At 47.1% G+C, this 26,047-nt stretch carries 19 protein-coding genes; 12 read left to right on the top strand and 7 right to left on the bottom strand.

Annotated features, from left to right (window positions below; all coding sequences use genetic code 11):
* The first annotated feature begins 28 nt into the window (after window positions 1–28).
* The 8 genes from FEN17_RS23905 (at window position 29) to FEN17_RS23870 (ending at window position 9,910) form a co-directional block, all read left to right on the top strand.
* Window positions 29–1,366 (top strand): APC family permease, encoded by a 1,338-nt coding sequence (locus tag FEN17_RS23905; RefSeq protein ID WP_138367943.1) that lies wholly within the window; start codon window positions 29–31, stop codon window positions 1,364–1,366.
* Window positions 1,367–1,426: 60 nt separating this feature from the next.
* Window positions 1,427–3,856: a TonB-dependent receptor plug domain-containing protein gene (locus tag FEN17_RS23900; RefSeq protein WP_138367942.1), complete on the top strand. Its 2,430-nt coding sequence runs from the start codon at window positions 1,427–1,429 to the stop codon at window positions 3,854–3,856.
* A gap of 149 nt (window positions 3,857–4,005) precedes the next feature.
* Complete coding sequence (locus FEN17_RS23895; protein ID WP_229208974.1) at window positions 4,006–5,754, top strand: tetratricopeptide repeat protein; 1,749 nt, start codon at window positions 4,006–4,008, stop codon at window positions 5,752–5,754.
* Complete coding sequence (gene lolB1 / locus FEN17_RS23890; RefSeq protein WP_138367941.1) at window positions 5,744–6,595, top strand: lipoprotein insertase outer membrane protein LolB1; 852 nt, start codon at window positions 5,744–5,746, stop codon at window positions 6,593–6,595. Before FEN17_RS23895 ends, lolB1 begins: the two co-directional genes overlap by 11 nt.
* 65 nt (window positions 6,596–6,660) lie before the next feature.
* Window positions 6,661–8,001, top strand: a complete 1,341-nt coding sequence (locus tag FEN17_RS23885; RefSeq protein ID WP_138367940.1) for a murein hydrolase activator EnvC family protein — start codon at window positions 6,661–6,663, stop codon at window positions 7,999–8,001.
* Window positions 8,002–8,018: 17 nt separating this feature from the next.
* Window positions 8,019–8,837, top strand: coding sequence for a 3-methyl-2-oxobutanoate hydroxymethyltransferase (gene panB / locus FEN17_RS23880; RefSeq protein WP_138367939.1), 819 nt, complete (start codon window positions 8,019–8,021; stop codon window positions 8,835–8,837).
* A gap of 27 nt (window positions 8,838–8,864) precedes the next feature.
* A complete protein-coding gene (locus tag FEN17_RS23875) occupies window positions 8,865–9,596 on the top strand; it encodes an RluA family pseudouridine synthase (RefSeq protein ID WP_138367938.1) in 732 nt (243 codons plus the stop codon).
* Window positions 9,597–9,601: 5 nt separating this feature from the next.
* On the top strand, window positions 9,602–9,910 hold the full coding sequence (locus tag FEN17_RS23870; protein WP_138367937.1) for a DUF6787 family protein: 309 nt from the start codon (window positions 9,602–9,604) through the stop codon (window positions 9,908–9,910).
* Window positions 9,911–9,919: 9 nt separating this feature from the next.
* Here the strand turns inward: FEN17_RS23870 and FEN17_RS23865 are convergent, their stop codons facing one another.
* The 3 genes from FEN17_RS23865 to FEN17_RS23855 are packed head-to-tail and all read right to left on the bottom strand — an operon-like array spanning window position 9,920 to window position 15,607.
* Complete coding sequence (locus tag FEN17_RS23865; protein WP_171037994.1) at window positions 9,920–12,259, bottom strand: CehA/McbA family metallohydrolase; 2,340 nt, start codon at window positions 12,257–12,259, stop codon at window positions 9,920–9,922.
* Between the two features lies 1 nt (window position 12,260).
* Entirely contained in the window at window positions 12,261–13,691 is a 1,431-nt protein-coding gene (locus FEN17_RS23860; protein ID WP_229208973.1) for a DUF5723 family protein, read from the bottom strand.
* Window positions 13,688–15,607, bottom strand: coding sequence for a RecQ family ATP-dependent DNA helicase (locus FEN17_RS23855; RefSeq protein ID WP_138367936.1), 1,920 nt, complete (start codon window positions 15,605–15,607; stop codon window positions 13,688–13,690). Before FEN17_RS23855 ends, FEN17_RS23860 begins: the two co-directional genes overlap by 4 nt.
* A gap of 116 nt (window positions 15,608–15,723) precedes the next feature.
* On the opposite strand from FEN17_RS23855, the gene dacB reads away from it, so the two are divergent.
* Window positions 15,724–16,998, top strand: coding sequence for a D-alanyl-D-alanine carboxypeptidase/D-alanyl-D-alanine endopeptidase (gene dacB / locus FEN17_RS23850; protein ID WP_138367935.1), 1,275 nt, complete (start codon window positions 15,724–15,726; stop codon window positions 16,996–16,998).
* Between the two features lie 4 nt (window positions 16,999–17,002).
* On the opposite strand, the gene FEN17_RS23845 is transcribed toward dacB, so the two are convergent.
* Both FEN17_RS23845 and FEN17_RS23840 read right to left on the bottom strand, forming a co-directional pair.
* On the bottom strand, window positions 17,003–18,700 hold the full coding sequence (locus tag FEN17_RS23845; RefSeq protein WP_138367934.1) for a hypothetical protein: 1,698 nt from the start codon (window positions 18,698–18,700) through the stop codon (window positions 17,003–17,005).
* Between the two features lie 20 nt (window positions 18,701–18,720).
* Window positions 18,721–19,737, bottom strand: coding sequence for a toxin-antitoxin system YwqK family antitoxin (locus FEN17_RS23840; RefSeq protein ID WP_138367933.1), 1,017 nt, complete (start codon window positions 19,735–19,737; stop codon window positions 18,721–18,723).
* Between the two features lie 95 nt (window positions 19,738–19,832).
* Between FEN17_RS23840 and FEN17_RS23835 the strand changes: the two genes are divergently transcribed.
* On the top strand, window positions 19,833–20,774 hold the full coding sequence (locus FEN17_RS23835; protein WP_138367932.1) for a GDP-L-fucose synthase family protein: 942 nt from the start codon (window positions 19,833–19,835) through the stop codon (window positions 20,772–20,774).
* A 184-nt stretch (window positions 20,775–20,958) separates the two neighbouring features.
* Complete coding sequence (locus tag FEN17_RS23830) at window positions 20,959–21,432, top strand: Lrp/AsnC family transcriptional regulator (RefSeq protein WP_015813234.1); 474 nt, start codon at window positions 20,959–20,961, stop codon at window positions 21,430–21,432.
* Window positions 21,433–21,507: 75 nt separating this feature from the next.
* Here FEN17_RS23830 and FEN17_RS23825 read toward each other — a convergent pair whose 3' ends face one another.
* On the bottom strand, window positions 21,508–23,004 hold the full coding sequence (locus FEN17_RS23825; RefSeq protein WP_138367931.1) for a DUF4301 family protein: 1,497 nt from the start codon (window positions 23,002–23,004) through the stop codon (window positions 21,508–21,510).
* Between the two features lie 87 nt (window positions 23,005–23,091).
* Complete coding sequence (locus FEN17_RS23820) at window positions 23,092–25,380, bottom strand: ATP-dependent helicase (protein WP_138367930.1); 2,289 nt, start codon at window positions 25,378–25,380, stop codon at window positions 23,092–23,094.
* 188 nt (window positions 25,381–25,568) lie between these two features.
* Here FEN17_RS23820 and FEN17_RS23815 point away from each other — a divergent pair, with 188 nt between their 5' ends.
* Window positions 25,569–25,916 carry a hypothetical protein gene (locus tag FEN17_RS23815; protein ID WP_138367929.1) on the top strand — a complete coding sequence of 116 codons (348 nt, stop codon included), beginning with the start codon at window positions 25,569–25,571 and terminating at the stop codon, window positions 25,914–25,916.
* Window positions 25,917–26,047: the final 131 nt, after the last annotated feature.

Below are 26,047 nucleotides of genomic sequence, written 5' to 3'. Positions count from 1 at the left end.
TTTCGGAAAGTACATTTCCCACTCCTGAATGGAACAACCCACCGCGAAAAAAAATGAACTGCTGAAAATTCTGGGTGTCGGCTTCGGTATTGCGGTCACAGTTGGCGGTACCATCGGTACCGGGATTTTGCGAAAACCAGGACCTATCGCCGCGCAGCTCGGCGAACCCTGGCTGATCATGACATTGTGGGTTGCAGTGAGCTTGTACGCATTTCTGGGCACATTATGTACAATCGAGTTGGGTACTTCGGTGCCAAAAGCAGGCGCCTGGTATGTTTACGCGCAGCGGGCTTTTGGTAATTACGCGGGATTTGTAGTCGGTATCAACAGCTGGCTTGGTACCTGCTCGGCGCTAGGTTTCGGGGTGTATACCATGAGCGAATATCTGGCATTGCTGATCCCGCCGCTGGCTGGTCATGAAGCTTACGTTGCGGCTGCTATCCTCATCATTCTCACCGGAATACATTGGATTGGGCTGGCCCTGGCGAGTAGCTTTCAGAACATTATGAGTGTCTTAAAAGGCATCGGGCTTTTCCTATTCGTCGCGATCTGCTACATCTACGGAAGTGAAGTGACGCCCGAGCAAACTGCCCTCACTACCAGCAAGATCATCGAAACCGGAAGCTGGATCGCCCCCGTGGTTTTTTCACTTCAAGCCATTTTTTATACTTATGATGGCTGGCATACCGCCGCCTACTTTTCCGAAGAAGACCGCGATCCTTCCAAAAATCTCCCGAAATCTATGATAGGCGGCGTGCTGCTAATCATTGCCATTTACTTACTATGCAACTTGGCGATCCTGCATGTGCTGCCGATGACCGAACTGGCCCAATCCAAACTTGCCGCCGCCGACGCAATCCGGCTGATTTTCGGGGAAGGTTCGGGTAAGATCGTGACACTTTTTCTCATGATTTCTATCCTCGGAATTGTCAATGCGCAAATGTTATTCAACCCCCGGGTTTTGTACTCCATGAGTCGCGACGGGCTGTTTATCAATGCCGGTACCCGCGTCAACCATGGTGGTACGCCGGCGGTGGCGATGCTGATAACTGCTTGTGTAGCAGTGACATTGATCCTGATCGGCAAAGATGCCTGCGAGAAACTTTCCGACATTGCCACCTTCTTTTTCGTCCTGGGTTATGCTTCGGGATTTGCCTCGCTGCTGGCCTTACGAAAAAAAGAGCCTGATCTGCCACGTCCGTGGAAAGTACCTGCGTATCCGCTTTTGCCCATATTAATGTTGATTTTATCCATCGCGTTTCTGATCGGCGCCATCATTCAGGATTTGCCCAGCAGCCAGTTTGCCCTGCTGTTTATGGTAATTAGTTACCCGGTTTTTTTGGTGGTAAGGCGGGTAAATCGGTAACCGGGATTCTTTATGTAAGAAAATTGCATATCGCTACAAACATTCAAACGGAACTCAGAAATGCGGGTTAGCACATTATTCAAAAGATCGGGTTTTGCACTGATTTCTGCGCTGCTGGTATCATTTCAGTGGCTTGATGTCGATTTTACCGAATACATTTCCACCAAGCTGCAAACCTACCGGCACGTTTTCCCGGCCGAAAAAGCTTACCTGCACCTCGACAAGCCGTATTATGTCACCGGTGATACCCTGTGGTTCAAAGCCTATCTCGTGGAAGGTGCGTTACATACGGCCGACAGCGCGAGCAACTTGTTATATGTGGACCTGATCGATCAGCGGACGGGCAAAAGTTTTGGTACAAAAAACGTCCAGCTCCTGGGCGGCATCGGCCACGGTGATATTGTATTGGCCGATTCTATCCCAAATGGTGCCTACACCGTCCGCGCTTATACCAACTGGATGACCAATTTTTCGGAGGAATTCTTTTTCCACAAACCCATTTATGTTTTTGGCCAAAATGAAAAATCGCCGGTGGCAGGTTCACCCAAGATCGACTTCCAATTTTTCCCCGAAGGCGGCGAGCTCATTTCCGGTGTTAGTACCCGCATTGCTTTTAAAGCGGTGAATGCCAGCGGTTTGGGCGAGGATGTAAATGGTTTTGTGCTGAATCAGAAAAAAGATACCGTCGCTTCTTTTCGGAGTGAATTTCTGGGCATGGGGCGGTTTCAGTTTCAGGCGGAGGAAGGCCAGGTTTATTCTGCTTTTATGCGGAGTGAAAATGGCGCGCTTACACCGCTGACATTCCCGGAAGTGAAGCAAAGCGGGTACACCATGATCGTGGATAACTTATCAAATCCACTGAAAATGAGGGTGATTGCTTATGCCAAAATTCCGGGCAAGACCGAAATTCCGGTCAATGTGGTGGGACATTCCAGGGGCATTGTCGCTTTTGTAGCCAAAGGAAAAATCTCCAATCGCGGACTTATGATGAATTTGCCCACGACCGAGCTGCCCGATGGGATCACACATCTGACATTGTTTAATGAAGAAAATAAACCGGTGTGCGAGCGGCTGGTTTTCATCGACCACGGCCGCAGCCTGAACGTGAACATAGCGCCTTCCAAAACAAACTATAAGCCCCGCGAAAAATCGGACATTGAGATTACGGTGACGGACTCGGCAGGCAAGCCGGTTCAAACGCATCTTTCAGTAGCGGTTACTGACGGGAATCAGATTTTGCAGCAACCCGCAGATCAGAACATTACCTCCTACTTACTTCTTTCCTCAGACCTGAAAGGCAACATTGAACAGCCTGCCCATTATTTTGACAAAGAAAAAACGGAGCGGAAAATACACATGGATTACCTGATGATGACGCAGGGCTGGACGCGGTTTCGCTGGGAAGATGTGCTGAAAGATTCGCTGCCTGAGCCCAAACGGTTTGTAGAACAAGGTATAACCCTCGCCGGTGAAGTGCGGCGAAATAATAAAAAGCCGACGGAAAAAATCACGCTCTCGGCTTTTGTAAGCAATGACAGCCTCAGCACATTCCTGACTACGGAAAGCGATGAAAACGGCCGCTTTGCGATTTATAACCTCGTTTTCGCGGATTCTCTGCAGCTTCGTTTGCAAGGCATGAATAAAAAGGGCAACCAGAACCTTTCTTTTATACTGACTCCATTTAAAGCGCCCACCATTTCGCTGGTGAAAATCCCCTATTATCCGGTGACGGTGGAAGCACAAAAGCTGGATGAATATCTGAGGCGCGCGGCTCAGGATCAGGAGTTTACACGAAAGATCCGTGAGAGCAGGGAACGGTTATTGAAGGAAGTCACCATCAAAGCGAAGAAACAGGAAGAGCGTGATTCCAGGAAAATTTACGGGCATGCGGACGCGACATTAAAAGTGACGCCGCAAATGGCCTCGTCGGCGATGACGGTGCTGGATATGCTGGCCGGACGCGTGGCCGGGGTGATGGTGACGGGTTCGGGTATGAATGCGACCGTCTCGATCCGCGGAAACCGGGGTGAACCTTTGTTTGTGGTGGATGGGATGACCGGGGATAAAAATCTGGCGACGGCCATCAATGTGTTCGACATTGAATCCATCGATGTGCTCAAAGGTCCGGCGGCGGCGATTTTCGGGAGCCGCGGCGGAAACGGGGTGATTTCAATTTTGACTAAAAGGGGAAACCAGAATTACGATTATTCGCAGGACATTGTGCCTGGTGTACTGGTAACCAAAATTGCCGGATTTAATGTGCCCCGGGAGTTTTACTCGCCTGTTTATCAATCACCTGCGCAACAAGGCGAAATCCCGGACTACCGCTCAACTATTTTTTGGTCACCGATGTTAACAACAGATAAAAACGGAAAAGCCCGGCTTAGCTATTACAATACCGACGCCGCGACAGAGGTGGAAATCAGGGCGGAAGTTTTAAGCCCCGCGGGCCTTCCGGGCTTTGGGAAAAAGCAGTACCGGGTTGATTGAAAATTATTGTAAGAATCCTTTAATTTCCACGTTAGTATTCTTATTTACGTATGCGTTTGGGCAAGTCGCACAGACAAAAAATGGTAACTTTGGTATTTACACAGATATAGCCGGTCAAGTCTCAGTATCTGATGGCAAAAGATTAAAACATGAAGACCGAATATTTAAAACTAACCCTTCTGACTTGTCTGGCCGCGATGCTCTTAGCATTTCCCGCCAGTGCGCAGCGTCGCAGCAAAGAGCGGGAGAAGCAGCCTGCCAAAAGTGAGGCGACGACTTTCCGCCTGGAAGAGGAAACGCTGGTGGCGGAAGGGATGAAGTTTATGATGAAGGACGAGTTTGAGCGAGCGCTGCCTGTTTTCCAGAAACTGGTAGAGGCCAGCCCGCAGGATGCCGCCAGCCACTATCTCGTCGCCACAGCACTGATCAAGCTCGAAAAATTTGACGATGCGATTGCTGCTTCCAAAAAGGCTTATGATCTCGCCAAAGACAATACATTCTACGCCCAGCAACTCGCTGAACTTTACGCAAAACGCAGAAAATACCCCGAAGCAGCACAGATTTACCAGGTTTTGGTGACCAAAAATCCGGAGAACATTCAGTACGCAGTTGAGCTGGCTGCGGTGTATGTCTTTAATGATCAATTTGATAAAGCAATAGAATCTTACGACAGGCTGGAAAAAGCGATGGGCGTGACCGAAGAGGTGACCCACCAGAAGCAGCAGCTGTATTTGAGGCAAAACAACCTGGACAAAGCATTAGCCGAGGCCAAAAAACTGATTGCCGCCGAGCCTACGGAGGTAAGTTACCGCGTGGAAATGGCTGAGCTGCTGATCGCCAATGATCGCGTGGTGGAAGCGGTGGCTCCGCTGGAAGAAGCATTGAAAATCAATCCGGACGAGGCGCAAGCGCATGTTCTGCTGGCTGATATTTACCGTAGAAATGGTGATGTGCAAAAATGTAACCAGGAATTAAAGCTGGTTTTTGCCAATCCAAATCTGGACGCGGATCCTAAGATCAGGGTTTTGACAGGTTATCTGAGCATGCTGAAAACGGATGCCGAATTTAGCGAGGCGGTGGTTCTGGCTAAGCAGCTTTCGGAGACGCATCCCAATGAAATGCAGGCACTTACTATTTACGCTGACCTGCTGGTAAAACAAAATAAGAAAGCAGAAGCGCTGGATTTGTATGTAAAAGCCGCAAAAATCGATGGCTCCGATTTCCGGATGTGGGGCGCTATCCTGCAACTCGACGGAGACCTGAACCGCATTGATAGCATGCTGGTACATTCGGAAAAAGCCTTGGAGCTATTTCCGAATCAAGGTATTTTCTGGTATTCAAATGGAACGGCACAGCTGGCGAAAAAGAATTATAAACAGGCAATTTCCTCTTTTGAAGAAAGCCTGAAACTGGTTGGCGATAAGCCCGACCTGATCCCGATGATCAATGCGCAGCTGGGCGATGCGTATAACTTCCTGGGAGACAATGAAAAATCGGACAGCGCGTACGAGCTCGCCCTCAAAGCGAATCCCGATAATGATTATGTGCTGAACAATTACAGTTACTTTTTGTCCATGCGGAAAGAGAAGCTGGATTTAGCATTGAAAATGTCGGAAAAGCTGGTGAAGCAGCATCAAAACAACTCCACCTACCTGGACACGTACGCCTGGGTGCTCTACATTCGCAAGGATTACAAGAGGGCCAAGGAATATCTCGAAAAAGCGATGCTGGACAGTAATGCCGTGAGTGGCACGATTGTTGAGCATTACGGGGATGTGCTTTTCAAGCTGGGAGAACGGGATAATGCGGTTGCTCAATGGAAAAAGGCCAAAAGGATGGGTGAAACCACCGAACTTCTTGACAAAAAAATAGCTACGGGTGCACTACATGAGCAATAGATTGACGATCGGAATGTTGGCCATTTGTTTCATTTGGTTGACAGCCTGTCATAAACAACGTTCTTCAAAAAGTCTTTCAAAAAATCCATCCATCGATTCTACCATTGCCGTCGTGGCCGAAAGTTCCACCGCATTGGACTCTACCAAACCGGCCGCAGACGAGGAAGCAGTGGCGCCGGTTAAGATCAAAGAGCTGGATTTCAAGTATCTGGTTGCCAAATCGAAGGTTTCTTTTAAAAGTAAAAACCAGGATTTCGACAATACCAATGTCAATATCCGCATGAAACAGGACAGTACGATCTGGATTTCCGTGACGGGTGTGGGCCTGGAAGTGGCCCGGGGCATCATTACGCGGGATTCCATCATTTTTATGGACAAAATTCACCGCGATTATTTTGTCTTTAACTACGCCCAACTAAGCAAACAATACAATTTCGACCTCAACTTCGAATTATTGCAGGCCGTTATCATTGGTAACCTGCCTTTCGAGCAGCAACCCGACAGCCGATTTGTGAAACAAAAGGATTTTTATATTCTTAAACAGGTGAAAGACAGGCTGGAAGTAGACAATTACATCTCGGAAAGTACCCTGAAACTGTCCCGCCTGCAAGCTACCGAAGTACCTACCCAAAATACCTTTACGCTCGATTACGAGGATTTCAAAGACGTCAGCAGCTTCCTATTTCCATTTACCAGCATGATTCATTTGAATGTGAAATCGGCGAAAGACCAGCAGGTGAATGAAACCAATATGCGGATCAAACACAACAAAGTGGAGCTGGTGAATGAGAATCCCGGATTTCCGTTTAAAGTACCATCGGGCTACAAGCGTAAAAGGTAAAATACAGAAAGTCTGATTAACTTTGCCCGCCGTGAGTTGTATTTTGGCCGCAAGAACCAATTAATATGCCCTTTCTTACCCCTGGTTACCGCCGTTTATTTTTAGTTTTTACATTCATTCTGCTGGGGTGCGTCGGTGCATTCGCCCAAAAATCCCGCGAGCAGCTCGAACGTGAAAAGAGCGAAAACCAGAGCAAAATCAGGGAAATACAAAACATTTTAAAGCAAACTTCCTCGCAGAAAAATGTCAATTTGGGTCAATTAAAAGCACTAAACCAGCAAATTAACACCTACAAAAAGCAAATCGACCTGCTCACCGACGATCTGGCTTTGTTGGATAAGGAATTGAGGGTGCTGGAAAAAAAGCGGATGGCGCTTGACAGCAGTCTGAATAAGCTTAAAAAAGAATACGGCCGCATGATTTACGAGGCATCCAAACGAAATACCTATTTCAATCAGCTCGTTTTTCTTTTCTCTTCCGGAACATTCAATCAATTTGTTTTAAGATATAAGTATCTCAAACAGTATACCGATGCCCGTGAGGACCAGGTAAAGGAAATAGAAGTGCTGCAAAATCAGATTGCAGCTGAACGCCAGCGCATTACCAGTAAGAAAAGTCAGCAAAAAACAGTTTTGGATACCCGGGTAACCGAAAACACCAAACTGGAAGGTTTGAAAACCAAGCAAAATGAAGTGATTCAGGAGCTTTCACAAAAAGAAGTGGAGCTCCGGAAGCAAATTGCTGAGAACAAGCGCGCTACCGATTTGCTGGAAGCCAACATTCGCCGGATTGCGGAGCGCGAAAGACGTGAGCGTCTGGAACGTGAGCGCAAGGAACGTGAAGAGCGCGAAGCCCGCAGAAAAGCAGAACGCGAAAGACTTGCCCGCGAAAATGCGGAGAGAGAGAAAAAAGGCGAGGCGAAAGTGGTGGAAGCGCCGAAAGAAGAAGAGGAGCCGGTCATTTCCAGCGGGATGAGTGAGGAAGAAACCACATTGGCGTCTTCATTTACAGCTTCCCAATCAAGATTACCCTGGCCGGTAAATGGTTTTGTTTCAGGACACTTTGGTCAAAGACCGCACGCAGTTTTGAAAGGTGTGATGGTAGACAACCTGGGCGTCGACATTCAGACTACTGCCGGGTCGCCGGTTCGTTCTGTATATGATGGCGTAGTGCTCGATGTGACCGAAATGCCGGGCATGGGCAATGTCGTCGCGATCCAGCACGGTAACTATATGACCATTTACGCAAAAATGAATGGCGTCACCGTACGTGCCGGCCAGAAGGTTAAAGCCCGCGAAAACATAGGCCGCGTGGCCACCGACAGCGACGGTACCTCCGAACTCCAATTCCAAATCTGGAAAAACACCTCCCGGCTGAATCCGGAGAATTGGCTGATGCATCGATAACTCAACCACCCAACCCCATGTCCATCCACACCCCTGATATTAAACGCGTTACTACCCATATCATTCAGGAAATGAAGAATCGTGGGGAGAAGATTTCTTGTCTCACTGCTTATGATTATTCTATGGCGGGCATTGTTGACGCTGCCGGCGTGGAGCTTATCCTGGTTGGCGACTCGGCTTCTAATGTGATGGCAGGGCATGAAACCACGCTTCCGATCACGATTGACCAGATGATTTATCACGCTACTTCGGTGGTGCGGGCTGTAAAAAGGGCACTTGTAGTGGTGGATCTGCCTTTTGGTTCTTACCAGGGAAATTCCCGTGAGGCACTTAATTCGGCGATCCGGATTATGAAAGAATCCGGCGCACATGCCGTGAAGCTGGAAGGCGGGCTGGAAATCAAGGATTCAATTACGCGGATTTTGAGCGCGGGCGTGCCGGTGATGGGACATTTGGGACTTACGCCGCAATCGATTTATAAATTTGGTACTTATACTGTCCGCGCCAAGCAGGAAGCAGAGGCGCAGAAGTTGCTGGACGACGCCAAAATGCTGGAAGAAGTGGGTTGTTTTTCCATGGTTTTGGAAAAAATACCTGCGGCTTTGACGAAAAAAGTGTCCGAAAGTGTGGCAATCCCGACGATCGGGATTGGCGCCGGACAATATGCAGACGGGCAGATATTGGTACTGCACGATCTGCTGGGCATTAATAAGGCATTCAAACCGAGGTTTTTACGTCATTATGCCGACCTGAATGGTATCATGACAGATGCCATTTCCAATTATATCAAAGATGTGAAAGGCAAGTCGTTCCCAAATGAGCAGGAGTCGTATTGACCTTTTTAAAAGTAAAGAACTAATCAAATGGCAAAGAAATCACTTCATGTGATCTATGAAGACAACCACCTGATTATCGTCAATAAAGAGCCGGGTGTGCTGGTTCAGGGCGATATTACGGGAGATAAATGTCTGCTGGACATCACGAAAGAATATATTAAGGAAACTTACGACAAGCCTGGAGCCGTGTTTCTAGGCACTGTGCATCGGCTTGACCGTCCTGTGAGTGGGCTGGTTGTTTTTGCGCGGACCTCCAAGGCATTGGAACGGATGAATGAAATTTTCCGCAGACGTGATGTACAAAAGACCTACTGGGCGGTGGTGAAAAACAGGCCGGCGGAGAAAAAAGGTAAGCTGGTACATTGGCTCCTGAAAGATGAAAAGCGGAATGTGACCACAGCTTATGACTATGAAAAAGAGGGTGCACAGCGCGCAGAGCTAAGTTACCGCTGGCTGGGAGAGATCAACAAACATCATTTGCTGGAAGTAATGCCGGTCACCGGCCGCCCGCACCAGATTCGCGTGCAGCTGGCTTCTATGAATTGTCCGATCCGCGGCGATGTCAAATATGGTTATCCAAAAGGGAATCCTGATGGTAACATTAATCTGCACGCCCGTCGACTTTATTTTGAGCATCCTGTCAAGAAAGAGCCGCTGATCTGTAAAGCTGGCGTCCCGAACGATCCTTTCTGGGAAGAATTTTTATCTTTGGATGCGGACATTATCAAGCCCGAAAACCTCGGTTTCCTGCACGAATAGCATGTATGATCCAGAAACTGAAAGAGCGCTGGAATGTTAAAAATGCCTGGGATGTGGTAATCATCCTGGCCGTTTTTGCCTGTACCGGTTTTTCAGTTTTATATGTCAAACGCCTTCTTTTTGAGCTGATTGGCCTCACGAATAATTCGCCCGCCTGGCTGCGGTGGACTGTCAACATTGTTATTATCCTTCCGCTATATCAGGGTATTCTGCTCGCATGGGGCTGGATTTGGGGAAAATTTTCGTTTTTCTGGGAGTTTGAAAAACGAATGTTCAGCAGGATCGGCGGGCTTTTTGAAAGAAAAAGAACCTGACTTTAATCCCTACTTTCCAGCGACCGAACCATCAATCAGCGCCTTGTACACTTTTCTGGCGCTATCATAAGCTGCTTCCGCAGCTTTCTTTTCTTCCGGCCGGATGTTCGGCTCCTTCATTTTCCAACATTGTTCCAAAGTTGCCAGGCACCATTCTGCGCTCTTTTTTTCATTCACCGGCTTATTATCAATTTTTACAAAAACCGGATTGGAATGTGAGCTAGGAAAAACACGCATTGCTGCCCAGCCCGATTTTTTAAACTGATAATTGAATTTGACATCCGTAACCTCACCATTTGCGGTAACTTCCGTCGTATCCACGGCTTCTCCGTTGACGATCAGCTCAACCCGCACTTTCCTCGACTTGGCGATCCGCGCACGCTCAATGTCCCAATAAGGCATAAAAACAATCGAAGTTTTGGCAATTTTCTCGCCGGTAGTATCCTGCTGAGCAGGCAGATAAGCAGCGACTTTTGCGGTTACTGATGCACTTTGGCCGTTTTTCAAAGACAATTCACTCTCTCCTACGCCCGCTTCCTGACCATTGACCGTAAAATCCATGATATGCGATTTTCCATCGGACACATAGCTCCGGCCTTTTTTGATCGCCTGCACATAATTGTCATACGTCATCGCGCCTTCCGGCTTGAAGTAGCTCCTCGCCTGCCCTACCCGCGCGTCAGTAATGCACGGGAAGTCTGTTTCGCCGCTGAGCCTCGGCCTGAAACCGCAGTTCAATGTGTGGTAATACATATTCAGCTCCCAGGGCGCGGGTGTATCTCCCGCGCTGAAAAAATCAACCAGATTTTGAGTCACCGTCACAATGTATTCGTTGGCGCCGATTCCATCCATTTTCGGGACAATGTAGTTGGGCAGCTTATCCACCTGCGTTTGCGGCTCTAAGCCCCAGCCCGAGTGCGCATAACCGACAATGCCATCCTGCGACTTTGCCCATGCAAGTATTGGCGCCGTCCAGCTCGGCCACTGCTCAATTTCGGTCGTACCGGGATAATCATCCTCCTTGATCCTCAGCAAAACAATGTGCCCGGCGTGGGACGAAGGAAATCCGGAAACTTCCACATCATTGCGCATCACATTTTTTTGGGTGGAAAGCGGAAGGTCTTTTCCGGTAAAAAAAGTTTTCTGATGGTACCAGCTCGGTCCCCAGGCCAGGTTAGCAGCCATATTCAAATCTTCGCCCAGCGCCTGACGGTACATATCTTTCGGGTCGACGCCCTCGGTCGGGCTATCATAGTGACTGCAACCTGCCGCATGAATGTGGTGATCGGCGCTGAACCAGCCCAGTTTTGTCAACTGGATCCAGCGTTTCAGTTCAAATGTTACATCGAAACTTTGGGCACCAGCAGGAACATTGATTTCTTTTTCCTGTGGAATGTATTCCGGGCCGCGGGTGAATGTGATTTTGTATTTTCCGGAAGGAAGCTGCACGTGCTCGCCGTCTCTTCTGTAAATCTGCGGCTGGAAGAAAAAGTCGGGATACTCGTCGCTGGCGGCCAGTCGGCGGGACGGGAGCGGGTAGATTTTCTTGAATCTTCCTGCGGCTTGCTCGTGACCATCGGTGATGACAAATGAAGCCATCGCAGGTGAGCCATCTTGATCTTTTATGTGAAAATTAACAGTTACCGCTGGTTTTGCTTCAAATAAAATGTGGGTAGCATTCCGAAAACCAATGTCCTGCGAGCCCTTTCCAATGTTATAAGCTATCTCCGCCTCGCGCTGGCCGGCATCTTTGGAATAAATCTGCACGATCGCATATTCTAGTTTCAGGCCGGACAAATTTGGCAGCATCGGTTTGTTGGTATACATTCTGATATCCAGAAACCGGTTCGCGATCTGCCCCGCGGTCACCTCATTTTCCTTTTTTACTTTGGGATCAAAAGACGGAGAATGATATGGCTTGCCGGAATTGGCACTTTCAGCTTCCAGCTTGGCGGTAATTCCAGCATCATTATTGACCCGCACCAGAAAACTTGTCCACCCACCCTGGATTAATGTGGGTTTCGCCGCGCCGCGCTCCACTTTCACGCGGCCCTCGGGATTAATATCGATTACATTCAAACAATAAGGATCCAGAATGTCCTGGATCCCGGCGACCGTTTCTTTCGACAAAGGCTTGTCACTCAGCTGCTTTAATTTTTTGGAATCACCCGGCGACAACGCATTACCAGAAAATGCCAGCGCCTCCTGTAAACGCAATGCTTGCGCAAGTAAAGGCTGTGGTTCGATACCGGTGGTTTTTGCAGCAATATGGTTTTGATGCTCATGCTGGGCAAGCAGCCCGAGCGGCAAAAGAAGCCAGATGAAAAGCAGGGTAGACTTTTTCCTCATATTAATCCTTGTCTTTTTTTCTGTTCAATTTCCAGGCAGTAAAACCCAGATATACCATACTTCCCCGCGCACCACCTTTTTTCATCAAACCGTTTACACTGCTGAATCCCAGAAATACCGGCCCGAAATGTCCCATAGCACCGATTGAAGGGCGGTTATTTCCCTGAATAAATGTGATCGGGAATGCAAAATCCGAATCCTCATCTTCAAACCGTGGCGTGATCGTGAAAGTATTCGGCATGTATACATCCAAAGGCTCGGCAGCCCGGCTTTTATACCGTTGTGTTTTGGATAAATTCAGAAAAAAACCTTTAACCAGTTGAATATCTGCCTCATAATGCACGGCCTGCGCCAGCTGCACCTTCTTGCTAAATGTGGTATCCATATCGGAAGGTAACAAACTGATAAAACCCTGCGGACCGCGGTCGCTGATGGTTTCCAGCTCTTTTTGGCCGATGACCGAGGTAGCCTGCGTGCCCCTGACCAATCTTGAATCCGATGTCTGGTACTTAATGTTACCCACATCCGTGAGCGACGCCGCGAGCCGGATCAGATATTCCGGACTTTCGTCATATACTTCTTTATCCTTACCCCAATATTTACCCAGCTCATAAGAAAAACCCAGGTCATACGCCCAGCCAGCACCGGTTTTATCCGAACTGAAAAGATTTCCCAGACCATTTTTACGTGTCGGGGCGCTGTAACCTACTTCGTACGAAAGATCATTGACAGTCAACTGACTGGATTCCGATCCGGCCGAAACCGGGCTCAAACTATAACTGCCCGCCGAGCCGGTGAGATACCCGATCCGCGCACCGAAAACACGCTTCACGGTAGCCCCGATCCTTAATTTATGCGCGTCGAAGTCCAGCAGCTGCGCACCATAAGTCAAACTGACATCCGAATAACTTTGCTGAACCATATTGAAATTTCCCCACGACTGGTTGCTCACCACCGGCGTACCGCCCGTATCGAGCCGATAGAAATACAGATTCTGGATCATTTCGGGCACATTCGACGCTTTGGCATAACCTCTCGTGCGAAATGCCAGCGCCAGTCCCTGGTATTTACCCAGCGAAATCATTGCCGACGGCCAGCGGATTTCGCTCGCCAAATAAATTGGGTCCTTGTAAGTCAGAGAACCCATCGTGCGTGACCGGCCGTACAATTCTTTTGTGGAACGTGGCGCCAATAAGGGGTATAAAAGGGAATTTTCACCGATAAACCGGAAGTATCGGTAATTAATGCTCCCGCCGATCGTACCGATGTTGATCTGCCACTTGTGCTTGGGCCCGCCGATGACCGAGGGATTGTAGGGAGCGCGGTAAAGCCCGCCGTAGTTACTGAATTCCAGCCCTGCAATCTCCTGACTGTGAGCTAATGTTGAAATAAAAAGGAAGAATAGTGCGAAGTTGAGCGCTGTTTTTTTCAATGTTGAGTTTTGTTAATCGGGGTGAGTTTGCCGGACGAATCGTAAAGAATAATTTCTTCGTCGATCAAATCCTGCAATGTTTTCAAAAAAATCTGTTCCGGGACATGCTCAAAAATCTTTCTCAATGCCCGCGGTGGTATAGCCTGCTCTTTGTTTAAATGTTGAACGATTTCCTCCGCAAGAACCTGGTCATTTTGCGCGTCGACTTTCTTGTTTCTCAGACAGTTATCACACACTCCACAGGGTTTTGCGTCAAATTCATTGAAATATTCGAGCAAAAGCAAAGTCCTGCAAATGTGCGTATGCGACGCATACCTGACGACTGCCTGCGCTTTTTTCAGGTCGCGGTCCTTCTTTTTTTCTATTTCAAAAATATTCAGCGGCAAAAGCGCCGCATCGAACCTGGGTGTCAGAAATGTTAGCTGCGGTTTGTCCCTTCTGGGCTCGTAAACAATGATTTCCCGCTCTGCCAGAAATTTCAGCTTTTGAATAATCTCCTGCTCGGGCGCATAAAAGACCTGTGCGATTTCGGTTTCAGAAACCCGGACATACTCGGTAAAAAGTTCGCCGCCATACATCCGCAAAACCAATTTGATAAACGAATCCATTTCCTGGTAGCGTATCTGGAAATCGTATAATTGGCGGTTATCGACCAGAAAATGTATCCGCGAAGGCTCATTGAAATTCTCGCTCAGCTGCACAAAACCTTCCTCTTCCAGCAGCTTCAAGGCATAATGTGTTTCATTTACCGCCAGCCCGAAAATTCCGGTAAATGCCTGAATGTCAAAATCAAAACTGCTCATCTCACCCGCGCCGACCGCAATTTTATAATAGTTGGCCAGCGACTGATATACCCGCCGCAACGTCTCCACCGGCGGATATTTCCGCTCCACACTATTGACCAGTTCTTCAAGATCAATGTTATTGAAAATCGCCACTGCATAAGCCTTTTTCTCATCCCGCCCTGCCCGGCCCGCTTCCTGGTAATAAGCTTCCAGGTTATCTGGCAGGTCAAAATGGATCACGGCACGGACGTCCGGTTTGTCGATACCCATACCAAATGCATTCGTCGCCACCACTACCCGCACCTGGTTTTTGATCCAGGCCGATTGCCGGTCGGAGCGCTCTTTAAAAGGCAGGCCGGCGTGGTAACTTTGGGCTGAAATACCTTGTCTGGAGAGCCAGTCGGCTAGGTCCTTTGTTTTTTTTCGGGTACGGACGTAAATGATGGCGGTACCCGGGACGTTTTTCAAAACCTGCAAAAGTTTCGCGTCCTTGCTGTCTTCGTGAAATGCGGAGTAGGATAAATTAGGCCGTGCAAAAGATTGTTTGAAAACCCGCACATGCTTCATTTCCAGCTTATCCAGAATGTCAGCGCGTACTTCTTCGGTGGCAGTGGCGGTCAGTGCCATCACGGGAACGCGCGGCAATAATTTTCTGAAATCGGCGATTAAAAGATACGAAGGCCGGAAATCGTAACCCCAGGCGGAGATACAATGCGCCTCGTCGATGGCGAGCAGGCAAACCTGCATTTGCTTCACCCGGGCAATCATAATGTCGGTCCGGAGCCTCTCCGGCGACACGTATAAAAACTTGGTGTTACCGTGAATACAGTTGTCCAGCGCAATATCAATTTCGGTTTTACTCATGCCGGAATGTATCGCGGTGGCCGAAATTCCGCGTCTTTTGAGCTGCTCCACCTGGTCTTTCATGAGCGCTATGAGCGGGGTAACCACTATGCAGACGCCCTCCGACGCCATCACCGGCACCTGAAAACACACCGATTTCCCTCCGCCGGTGGGCAGTAAAACCAGCGCATCATGACCATTAAGAACAGTTTTGATCGCGTCCTCCTGGAAAGGCCGGAATGTGTCGTAGCCCCAATATTGCCGAAGGACCGAATGCAGATCGACCACGAGAATTATTTTTTGCAGTGTGTTTTAAAACCTTTGCAAATTAATGTGATTTCGCTGCGTTTTAGCTTCATAAAATATTACTTACTTTGATTTTTGGTCAATCTTAAACAGCTTCCATGCGCACGCTACTTGCTCTGCTGATCACCATTTCTTTGTCAGGTTGCTCAGTTTCACACTATTTAAAAAAAGAAATCAAAAATTCCGCAGTCCTCAGCCAGGAGCATACCGGCGTAGCATTATCCAGCCTCGGCGACAAAAAAACGCTGGCTTCTTACCAGGACAGCAAGTATTTCGTCCCTGCTTCCAACACCAAATTGTTCAGTTTTTACGCCGGACTTTCTGCCCTCGGCGATTCGATTCCCGGCCTGGAATACCTCGAATGGGGCGAATTACTGATTCTCCGTGGCACCGGCGACCCCTCGCTGCTGCATCCTGACTTACCTCGCAGTAAAGTGCTGGATTTCCTGAAAAGCAGGAAGGAGCCCATGTTTTTTACACCTTATAACTTTGAAAACAAGCGCTTTGGACCAGGCTGGGCGTGGGATGATTTCAATGACTATTACCAGCCGGAGGTCACGCCGCTGCCGGTTTATGGCAACATTGTCCAGTTTAATGGTCTGGGTTCCAACGAGTTCAATGTAAGTCCGAAATTCTGGAAAAAATCACTTTTACTGGATACGGCCTCTTCTGGTGTAACCCGGGAGGAATTGCAGAATGTGTTTCATCATTCAAAACTGGGCGTGCCGCAGGGACTGACGCAGGAAGTACCAGTGCGCATGACGAACCAGCTCGCCCTGGATTTGCTGAGCGACACCTTGAAAAAAGAGATCAAGCTGATCAACATTCCGCTGGACATTGATGTGCAAACCGTGTATAGTATTCCGTCCGACTCGCTCTATACAAAGATGATGCACGCCAGCGACAATATGCTGGCTGAACAATTAATGTTGCTTTATGCCTCTGCGAACAAACTTCCGCTGAATACTGAAAAAGCCATTTCTCACATGATCGAGCATCATTTGAGCGACTTACCGGATAAGCCGGTTTGGAAAGACGGGTCGGGACTGAGCCGGTATAACTTGTTCACGCCCAGAACAATGGTTGCACTTTTGCAAAAAATATACGTGAAGGTACCGCGTGAAAGGTTGTTTAAAATCCTGCCGGCTGGTGGCCAAAATGGTACTTTGAAAAATGTGTTTAAAGGAGAAACGCCCTTTATTTTTGCAAAAACCGGAAGCCTCAGCAACATTTATAACCTAAGCGGATTTTTGATTACCAAAAAAGGTAAGACGCTGGTGTTCAGTTTTATGAATAATAATTTTGTGAAGCCGACTTCCGAAGTGAGAAAAGAAGTGGAGCGCATTCTGACTGACATTCACAACAAATACTGACCCGCTATTTTTCCTCCCAGGTTTTGCCGGTACAATAAATTCTATTCATTCCATCCCGACGTACAAGGAGGTAAATGTTGTAAGTACCCGGCTCTACATTGGCTTCGTGGAAACTGCCAAATGCGCCTTTTGAAAAATACATCCCCCTGCGTAATGTTGTTTTTAAAGGCACCGCAGGCTGATTTTGGGCAGAAACATAGGTATGGTTCGCTGATTTCAATAAAATATACGCGCCGTCGGAATAGTCTCTTTTTGCTTTAAAAAAGTCGTTTTCGAAATTAATGGTAATGTACGGACCTACTTTTGAGATCAGGGTTGGCGCGTAAATGCTGTCACAAGGAATTGTTTCAGACATCATTTGAGGGTTCCAGCCTTCCGCCACGGGGTCGGCAGATTTGTAGTACGACCTGATCTTTTCATAGTATTTCTGGTCCATCGAAAACATCCTCACGCCCAGCCAGTCTGCGTTATAACGTGCATTGAACTCCTGAGCAATCGCGGAGCGGCGGTTGTTGACGGCATCCGCAAAGTTGGTTTGCAGGATCACGAAGTTTAGTAAAATCGCAACCAGTAATATTACTGGCGATACTTTTCTGATAACACTTTCACTGCTCACCGAGAGAAACCCGAAATAAAGCGCCAGGCACCAGAGCGTGGAATACATCCGGTAGCGCCCTTTGAACATGCCTTCGAAAGTATCGGTCGGGATCCTTTTATAGGTTAAAATCAAGGCGGTGATCGCGACAAAAATGGCAATAGCAGCTGCGAAAAGAGCATTTTGGTTGGTATACCTCGCTTTTAACCAAACCGAATTCCAGACGGGCAGATACTGTTTCCGGAATAAAACCAGTAGACCAAAAATCATCAGCATACCTGCGGCAGATGCGAGATATAGCCTGAATGTTGGCGTGTTATAAGCAGTCAATGTGGCGATGGAACCTACAAATCCGAAGAAACCGAAAAAGCCTTCTTTGACTTGTTGAGGGTTTTTAAAATCGAGGTTTTGGGTGATGGGCGTAAAGTCGATGAAGTATATCAGGGCGACGATGACGGTCGTAACCAATGTGATCACAAACTGTTTCCGGTAACCGGCGAGCAGGTAAGTCAAACCGACAACCGGCAAAACCATCAAACCATTTCCATAAGTAAATGTGGCTAAAACCGCGAAAAGAAGCGAATAAATGGGTTTTTGCGGATGATAGACCGCAAAATAAAGTGCGGTCAAAGCAAAGAGCAGCACGCCGAAATTGCAAAGCGAGCTGACTGCCCAGAAGATATTTTCAAAAGACTGAATGTTGAACCAAAGCCACATGACCGGCACAAAATACCAGCGTGAAATCTTCAATTTGCGAAAAGCTTTGTAAAAAACCACCGCACACAAAGCCCAGCAAATGTTGGCAATGATCATGGGCCAGACCAGATTTACCTGACCGAAAATCGTATGTAATGTAAGGATGACCGAGCGGGAAAACACGAGGCGGTGCTCGGGAAAAAGTGTGGTGAGCAGCTGCCAGCGACGGAGCAATGTAGCATTGTCGAACTCCGGTATGATCCCCAAAATCATAATGTCGTCGAAGGCGACATAGTTGACATTCAGCGCGATAGCATTAAAAACCCAGATGTAGATCAAGACCGGGATAATGCAAAAAATAAATACAAGCCAGCGATTATTTCTGACAGACCGGAGGAGAGGTAAATGCATAGAAAAATGAATGTGCCCCGTTAATTTTCGGTTTCTTCTTCCTCCACGGAGGCACGGGGATCTTTGGTGTAATCGTACAGCAGCTTGCCTTTATCGTCCCACTCCCTCAACACAAAAGGCTCGAAATCTTCATCCCAGCCGGTTTTTGGGTACTGTACTTCTTTTTTACGCTGGCGGCGAAATTGATAATAATCTACCCAGCGTCCTACTTTTTTGCCTTCGTCGTATTTACCATTGGTCATCAGCTGACCTTCTTTGTAAAACGACAGATACTCCCCTTCCACCTCACCGAATATTACCGGCACCACTTCTTTCACCTGCGTATGTGCTGAATCGTAGTAGGTTATACGCGATTCCGCGGGAAAACCTTTGTCCCAAACCGTTTTATCGATCAGGTTATATTTGGCGTCATATTTCACCCAGCGGCCATCCTTCACACCCATATAATAATAGCCTTCCTCAATCAGATTTTCACCGCTGTATTTTTTATAAGAACCGTGCAGCGGCAGTGCATGCTGTGTTTCCTTGACCAGCGCCGAGCTCAGCTTTTTACCCTTTTTATCATACCAGCGTGTCTCGGTAGCCCGCACATACTGGCTCATCGGTTTGTATTCTTTCAAAACGTGAAATGATTCAACCGTCGCCCGGTCGCCACTGCCGTATTTCACCGACATGGCCACCATCGGAATGTCCTTATATTGCACTTTTGCAAGTCGGGTCCTTTCCTTTTTGGCTTTACGGTCTTTTTTCTGGCTTTTGTATTCTTTCACCCTCAAACCCAGGTCGGGAATGGTTTCACCGAATAGTGTGGACAGGCTGGTAGATTTATTATTCGAGCCTGGTAATGAGGCGCCTACCACCGGATCGAGACCTGAAACAAACGATTTCAAGTCTTTGGAGCGGTTGATGGTATCTTTCTTGACGATCTCTTTGGGAAGCCAGGCAGGCGGAGCCGTGTCCTTTTGGACCGACTGTGCAGAAGTTGCGGCTGCCAGGCACAGGGAGAAAAAGCCCGAGACGAGAATAACTCTTTGCATTCGAATTGGATTTTTCTTCAGAGCAAGATTGTTACTTTTGTAACGAATTGGTTTTTTCTATATTGATTATCAAAGCACAAAATTAAACAAACCCAGTGGAAAAAAGTTCTAAAATTTATATCGCCGGGCATCGCGGGATGGTGGGCTCTGCTATTCACCGCAAATTGGTGCAAGAAGGATTTACTAATCTTATATTAAAAACCTCCTCCGAACTCGATCTGAGAAACCAGGCTGCTGTCAGGGCATTTTTCGAAGCTGAAAAGCCCGAATATATTTTTCTTGCAGCCGCAAAAGTGGGCGGAATCATGGCCAACAACATTTATCGCGCCGAATTCCTGAATGATAACCTGCTGATACAGAACAATGTAATTGATAGCGCATACAGAAACGGTGCCACTAAGCTCATGTTCCTGGGTTCGAGCTGCATCTATCCAAAACTGGCACCGCAACCTTTGCAGGAAGATGCGTTGCTGACCGGACTTCTGGAACCGACCAACGAACCTTACGCGATCGCTAAAATTGCGGGTATCAAAATGTGTGAGGCCTACCGCTCGCAATATGGCAGCAACTTCATCTCGGTGATGCCGACCAACCTGTACGGCCCCAATGATAATTATGATCTGAATAACTCTCACGTACTGCCTGCCATGATCCGCAAGTTTCACGAGGCCAAGGAAGAAAATAAGCCTTTTGTTGAATTATGGGGTACAGGTTCTCCCCTACGCGAGTTTTTGCACGCCGATGATCTGGCCGCCGCCTGCTACTATTTAATGTTGAATTATGACGAACCAGGCTTCCTCAATGTCGGTGTCGGCTCGGATGTTTCCATCAAATCTTTGGCGGAAATGATCAAGAATGTGGTGGGATATGAAGGCGAAATTCACTGGAATTCTGACAAACCAGATGGTACTCCTAGGAAACTAATGGATGTAAGCAAGCTGCATGCATTGGGCTGGAAACACAGCATTGATTTGGAGGAAGGAATCACAATGACTTACCAGGATTTTTTGTCGAAAATCGAAACTTACGCGGTTTAAACGAGTTGTTATTAATGCGTTATAACTAGCGCTGACCTAATATTTAGTTACTAAATTCATTTTTAACCTACTATAATTCTATTTTTTGACAAATTTCCAGTATAAAATTATACGATTCTTCGGGAAACTAATTAGTTTTGCAGCGTCCTAAAATGGGCTTAGTATAAACCTTAGTCATAGAGAAATGTCGGCCATTATTAAGTTAGACCAGATAGACCGTAAAGTACTGGAAATCCTTCAAACGAATGCGAAAATAACGAATGCACAACTTTCCAAAGAAATAGGCCTGTCTCCTGCGCCAACATTGGAGCGTGTTAAAAAACTGGAACAGTCGGGGATCATTAAAAGCTATCACGCTCAGTTAGAGCCAGAAAAAGTTGGTTTGGGCGTAAGTACTTTCGTTCAGATTTCACTGGTAGGTCACAGAAAAGCAGTTACTGAATCTTTTGTTGAAAAGATCCATGCAATACCAGAAGTGATTGAATGCCACCATATTACTGGTACCGGTGATTTTCTTTTAAGGGTTATTTCAAAAGATATCAGTACTTACCAGAAGTTGATGCTGGAAAAAATCAATGAAATTGAAGAAGTTGCAAGTACGCAGACGATGGTGATCCTGTCCACATTTAAAGAAAGCAAAGTACTGCCGATACCATGATCCGAAAATATTAATCCAAATAAAAAACCGTCTGAATCACTTCGGACGGTTTTTTATTTGGATTTACTTTTAAAACTATTGGTGCTGCTCGCGTAAAAGATCATTCACCGTTTTCACCGGATTGAATGTGATTAGCGGCACTTCTACAAATAAGGTATTCCAATCAGCCATCGCACCATTCCACAAACCTGGCAATTCCTGCGCTTTCAGATCTTTTCCGTCTTTTGATTTTGCGGTGATAAAACCGGTCAAAGGATCGCGGAATTTTTTCAGATCATACAATTCACCTTTGCTATTTTTCACGCCGCACACCAGATCTACGGGATTAAAGTGGGTTGATTCTTTGAAAATGGTGTTTTGGGCTTCGTTGTCTACGTCCACCTGCGCCGATTCGACGATCTGCAAAGAAGAAGATTTATCCGCATTCTCTGCCCAGAAAGGTCCTCCACCTGGTTCGCCCTGGTTTTTTACCATCCCGCAGGCACGGATCGGACGGTCGAGTTTTTCAATAAAATAAGCTTTCTTTTCATCATCTGACCAGGATTCGAATTCAGCAGGAGGAATTACGCATAATTCATTTTTGAAGAATGTGTCCAGTTCTGCCAGCAATGCTGCATCAGCGCCTGATTCCAGTTTTTCCAAATAATCGAAAACCTGTTTTTGGTATTTCAAAACAATCCCCGCCAGAGCCTTTTTATACGTAATGGTATCGTCCTTAATCCTGTCAGGGACAACATTATCGATGTTTTTAATAAAAATAATATCGGCATCAAGCTGGCCCAGGTTTTCCAGCAGCGCACCGTGACCCGCCGGGCGGAAAAGTAAGCTCCCGTCTTTTTCCCGGAAAGGCGTATTATCCGGATTTACCGCGATCGTATCCGTCGAATTTTTTTGCTCCGAAAAAGAAACAATGTACCGCACGCCATATTCAGACTGATAACTCGGTAAAACTTCCACGACCAATTTTTCAAATTTATCACGGTGATCGGGCGAAACTGTAAAATGGATTTGAACATTGCTGCCAGCATTGGCATACTTCGCTCCTTCTACCAAATGTTCTTCCAGCGGCGTCCGCGAGCGGTCCTCGTAGTTGTGGAATTTCAACAAACCTTTTGGTAATTCGCCGTAACCCAGACCTTTACCTGTCAGAAAATACGAAACAATCGTTTCTTCATCGGCCGTTTCAATGTCATTTCCGTCTGCTGCAAGCGATGTTTTCAGGTCATCATAAAACGCAAAGTCGCGCAGCCTCGCAAAAAATTCTTCTACGGATTTGTCTTTTTTTCCGGCATCCAGAAACCCAAAAAGAGACTTGAACATGCGGGTAGCGGCACCGGAAGCGGGGACAAATTTCAATAATGCAATTTCACCTTCGGACGCTTTTTTATCAAAATCACTGATCAGCTGCGTAATTTCTTCGTCGGTCAGCCTGATAATTCCATCGCCAACCGTAGCCGCTTTGGAAAGCTGCAAAAACGGAAAACCATTTTCAAAATAGCCAACTTGTTCTTTTACAGTGTCAATGTCACTTCCCCGGTCATTTATTTGTAGAATATCGGTATCTAAAAACATAATTTTTACTTGTGTTATTTGTTGAAGTTTCAGGGCAATAATAACTAGAAAGCGGCTGAACAACTTACTATAACTATTCCCGTAGATTTATTTAAGAATTCTCAGTTTGGCAAAACTGAGCAGCAATGTTTTCTCTCCCACGAGGTTAAATTTGACGGTTGCTTTCCGGTCCGTACCATTCACATCCATTTTGACCACTTCTCCAAAACCGAATTTCAAATGTTCCACTTTGTCACCTTCGGCCAGGTCGAAAGTATCGCTCGGGACGAAATCAGTAGACGGCGTATGTGCCGACTGCGGACTGACTGCGCGGGCCGGTTCCGAAGGTTTTCTCTGGATCAGGTTTCTCGCAAATGAGGTAACTGGCGGCGTTGTGTCGCGTTCGAGGGCATTCTGCACCATTTTCGAAACATTCAGAAAGCGGTTGTCTACTTCCAGCAAAAACCGGCTCGGCTCACACATTTTGATCCGGCCCCACTGATAGCGGCTCTCGGCGTAGGAAAATGACAGCTTTTTCTCGGCGCGGGTAATCGCCACATAAAATAACCTTCTTTCTTCTTCCAGATCCTGCCTGTTTTCGAGCATCATCTGGCTTGGGAAAAGGTCTTCTTCCAGCCCTACAATAAATACATTCCTGAATTCCAGACCTTTGGCGGAGTGAATGGTCATCATAGTCACCCGGTCGTGATCATTATTATCGTCCGGCTCATCGGCATTGGTCAGCAGCGAAACCGATTGCAGAAAGGCGCTTAATGTTTTGTCCTCATTGGCCTCACTGTCAACAAATTCCTTGATACCATTTAATAATTCCTGCACGTTCTCATACCGCGACAAACCTTCGACGGTTTTATCTTCATACAATTCCCGCAAAATCCCGGAGGTTTTGGCAATATGCGCCGAAATCTTGTAGGCATCCTTTCCTTCTTCGACCTGGATTTTGAAGCTTTTAATTAATGTAGCAAACTGCTCGATCGGGGCGATCGTCCGGCCGCTCGCGTATTGCCCAATGTTGGCCACCACTTCCCAGATCGGAAGATTATTTTCAGAAGCCGCCACCGCAATTTTCGCGACGGTCGTATCGCCGATCCCTCTTTTCGGCAGGTTAATGATCCTTTTGAAAGCTTCTTCATCCCGCTGATTCACCGTAAACCGCAGATATGCAAGCAGATCCTTGATTTCTTTCCGCTGGTAAAATGACTGGCCGCCAATGATCCGGTACTTGATTCCCAGCTTCCGCAGCGCTTCTTCAAAAGACCTGGACTGCGCATTGGTCCGGTAGAGGATCGCGAAGTTTTCATTTCGCAGCGCCTTCTGCATTTTTTCTTCAAAAATCGCCGTCGCTACCAGCCTTCCTTCCTCATTATCAGAGCCCGCCTTGATGACATCGATCAGCGCGCCTTCTTCATTCTGGGTAAAAGTCGTCTTTTCAAGCTGGGCTTTATTCCTGGCAATGACCGAGTTAGCAGCATTGACAATGTTGCTCGTCGACCGGTAGTTTTGTTCCAGCTTGATGGTTTTTACATCGGGAAAATCTTTTTCAAAATTCAGAATGTTCTCAATGTTCGCACCGCGGAAAGCGTAGATACTTTGGGCATCATCCCCCACCACGACAATGTTCCTGTGAACCGCAGAAAGTTTGCGGGTAATCAGGTACTGCGAAACGTTGGTATCCTGAAACTCATCGACCATCACATGCTTGAACTTGTGCTGATATTTATATAGTACGTCGGGAAAATCGCGGAAGAGAATGTTGGTATTGAAAAGCAGGTCGTCGAAATCCATCGCATTCGCCTGAAAGCACCGGGTTGCGTATGTTTTATACAACCTTCCGATCTCTTTCATTTTCGCAGCGTCGTCATCTGCCTGGATGACAGGGTTGTTAATGTAGTCATCCGCAGAGATCAGCCTGTTTTTAGCGCCTGAAATCCGGTTAAAAACAACATTGGCCTTGTAAGTTTTATCGTCCAGATTAAACTCCTTTATAATGCTGCGAAGCAATGATTTGGAATCGTCGGTATCGTAGATGGAAAAATCGCTGGTGTAACCGAGGTATCGGGCTTCTATCCGCAATATTTTAGCAAAAACCGAGTGGAATGTGCCCATCCAGATATTTCTGGCTTCGGTTCCTACCGCGGCTTCAATCCGATGGCGCATTTCTCCGGAAGCTTTATTGGTAAAAGTCAGCGAAAGTATCCGAAAAGGGTCTACTCCATTCTCTATCAGATGCGCAATGCGGTAAGTTAGCACCCGGGTCTTCCCCGAACCCGCGCCCGCAATGATCATTAGAGGCCCCTCGCCATGCAAAACCGCGGCTCTTTGCGGTTCATTTAATGTCGACAGGTAATCCTTATGGTTTGAAATGGTATGTTCTTCCAATGTACTTATTCTTATAGCGCAAAAGCCAAAGTTAGGAAAAAGCAGTCAATGACTTTCCCCGTGACGCAGGCAGTATGCTGGTTGTTGATCTTATCTAACTACGATTGAAAGGAATTAAATCGCGGAAGCAGGGTTATTATGTATAATTCGCAATTTTGGGATTCTTATATAAAGGTAAAGTTACAAGAATGAATATAGATGAAGACCAGCCGCTGGACATGCAGTGGGAGCAACTGCTGACAAACCTGGAAATGCTGGTGGGTAAAAAGCCGGCAGACTTGAATGGAGTACTGTTTTTAATCGGCGTGCAAGAGCTGGGGCAGGGCGCCAAAAGGTTTACAAAAGAGCAAAAACAGGATCTGATGCATATTGGTATTTGCCGGGTGCTAAGTCTTTCCGGCTACTATGCTTTTGAGTACGCGGACAAGGATGGCTGGCCACATTTTAAATTGAACCGCGCACTGCCACCAGGAGACGTTTTGAAGCAGGAAGCGCTTTTAAAGATGCATGTGATGGAGTATTTCAAAAATTCTTGAAAATATTTACGCAGTGGTAATTTCTGGTTATCAATAGGTTAGTGTTTACTCCGAAAAAATCTTTAAAAATATTTGCGGCTGGTGCTTGCTATTATAGAATTGATGGTGCACTTTTGCACTCCCAATCGGGC

The organism is Dyadobacter luticola, from assembly GCF_005860805.1.
Taxonomy (GTDB): Bacteria; Bacteroidota; Bacteroidia; order Cytophagales; family Spirosomataceae; genus Dyadobacter; species Dyadobacter luticola.
The sequence above is the reverse complement of the archived record's forward strand: the minus strand, read 5'-3'. Positions and strand labels throughout refer to the sequence as shown.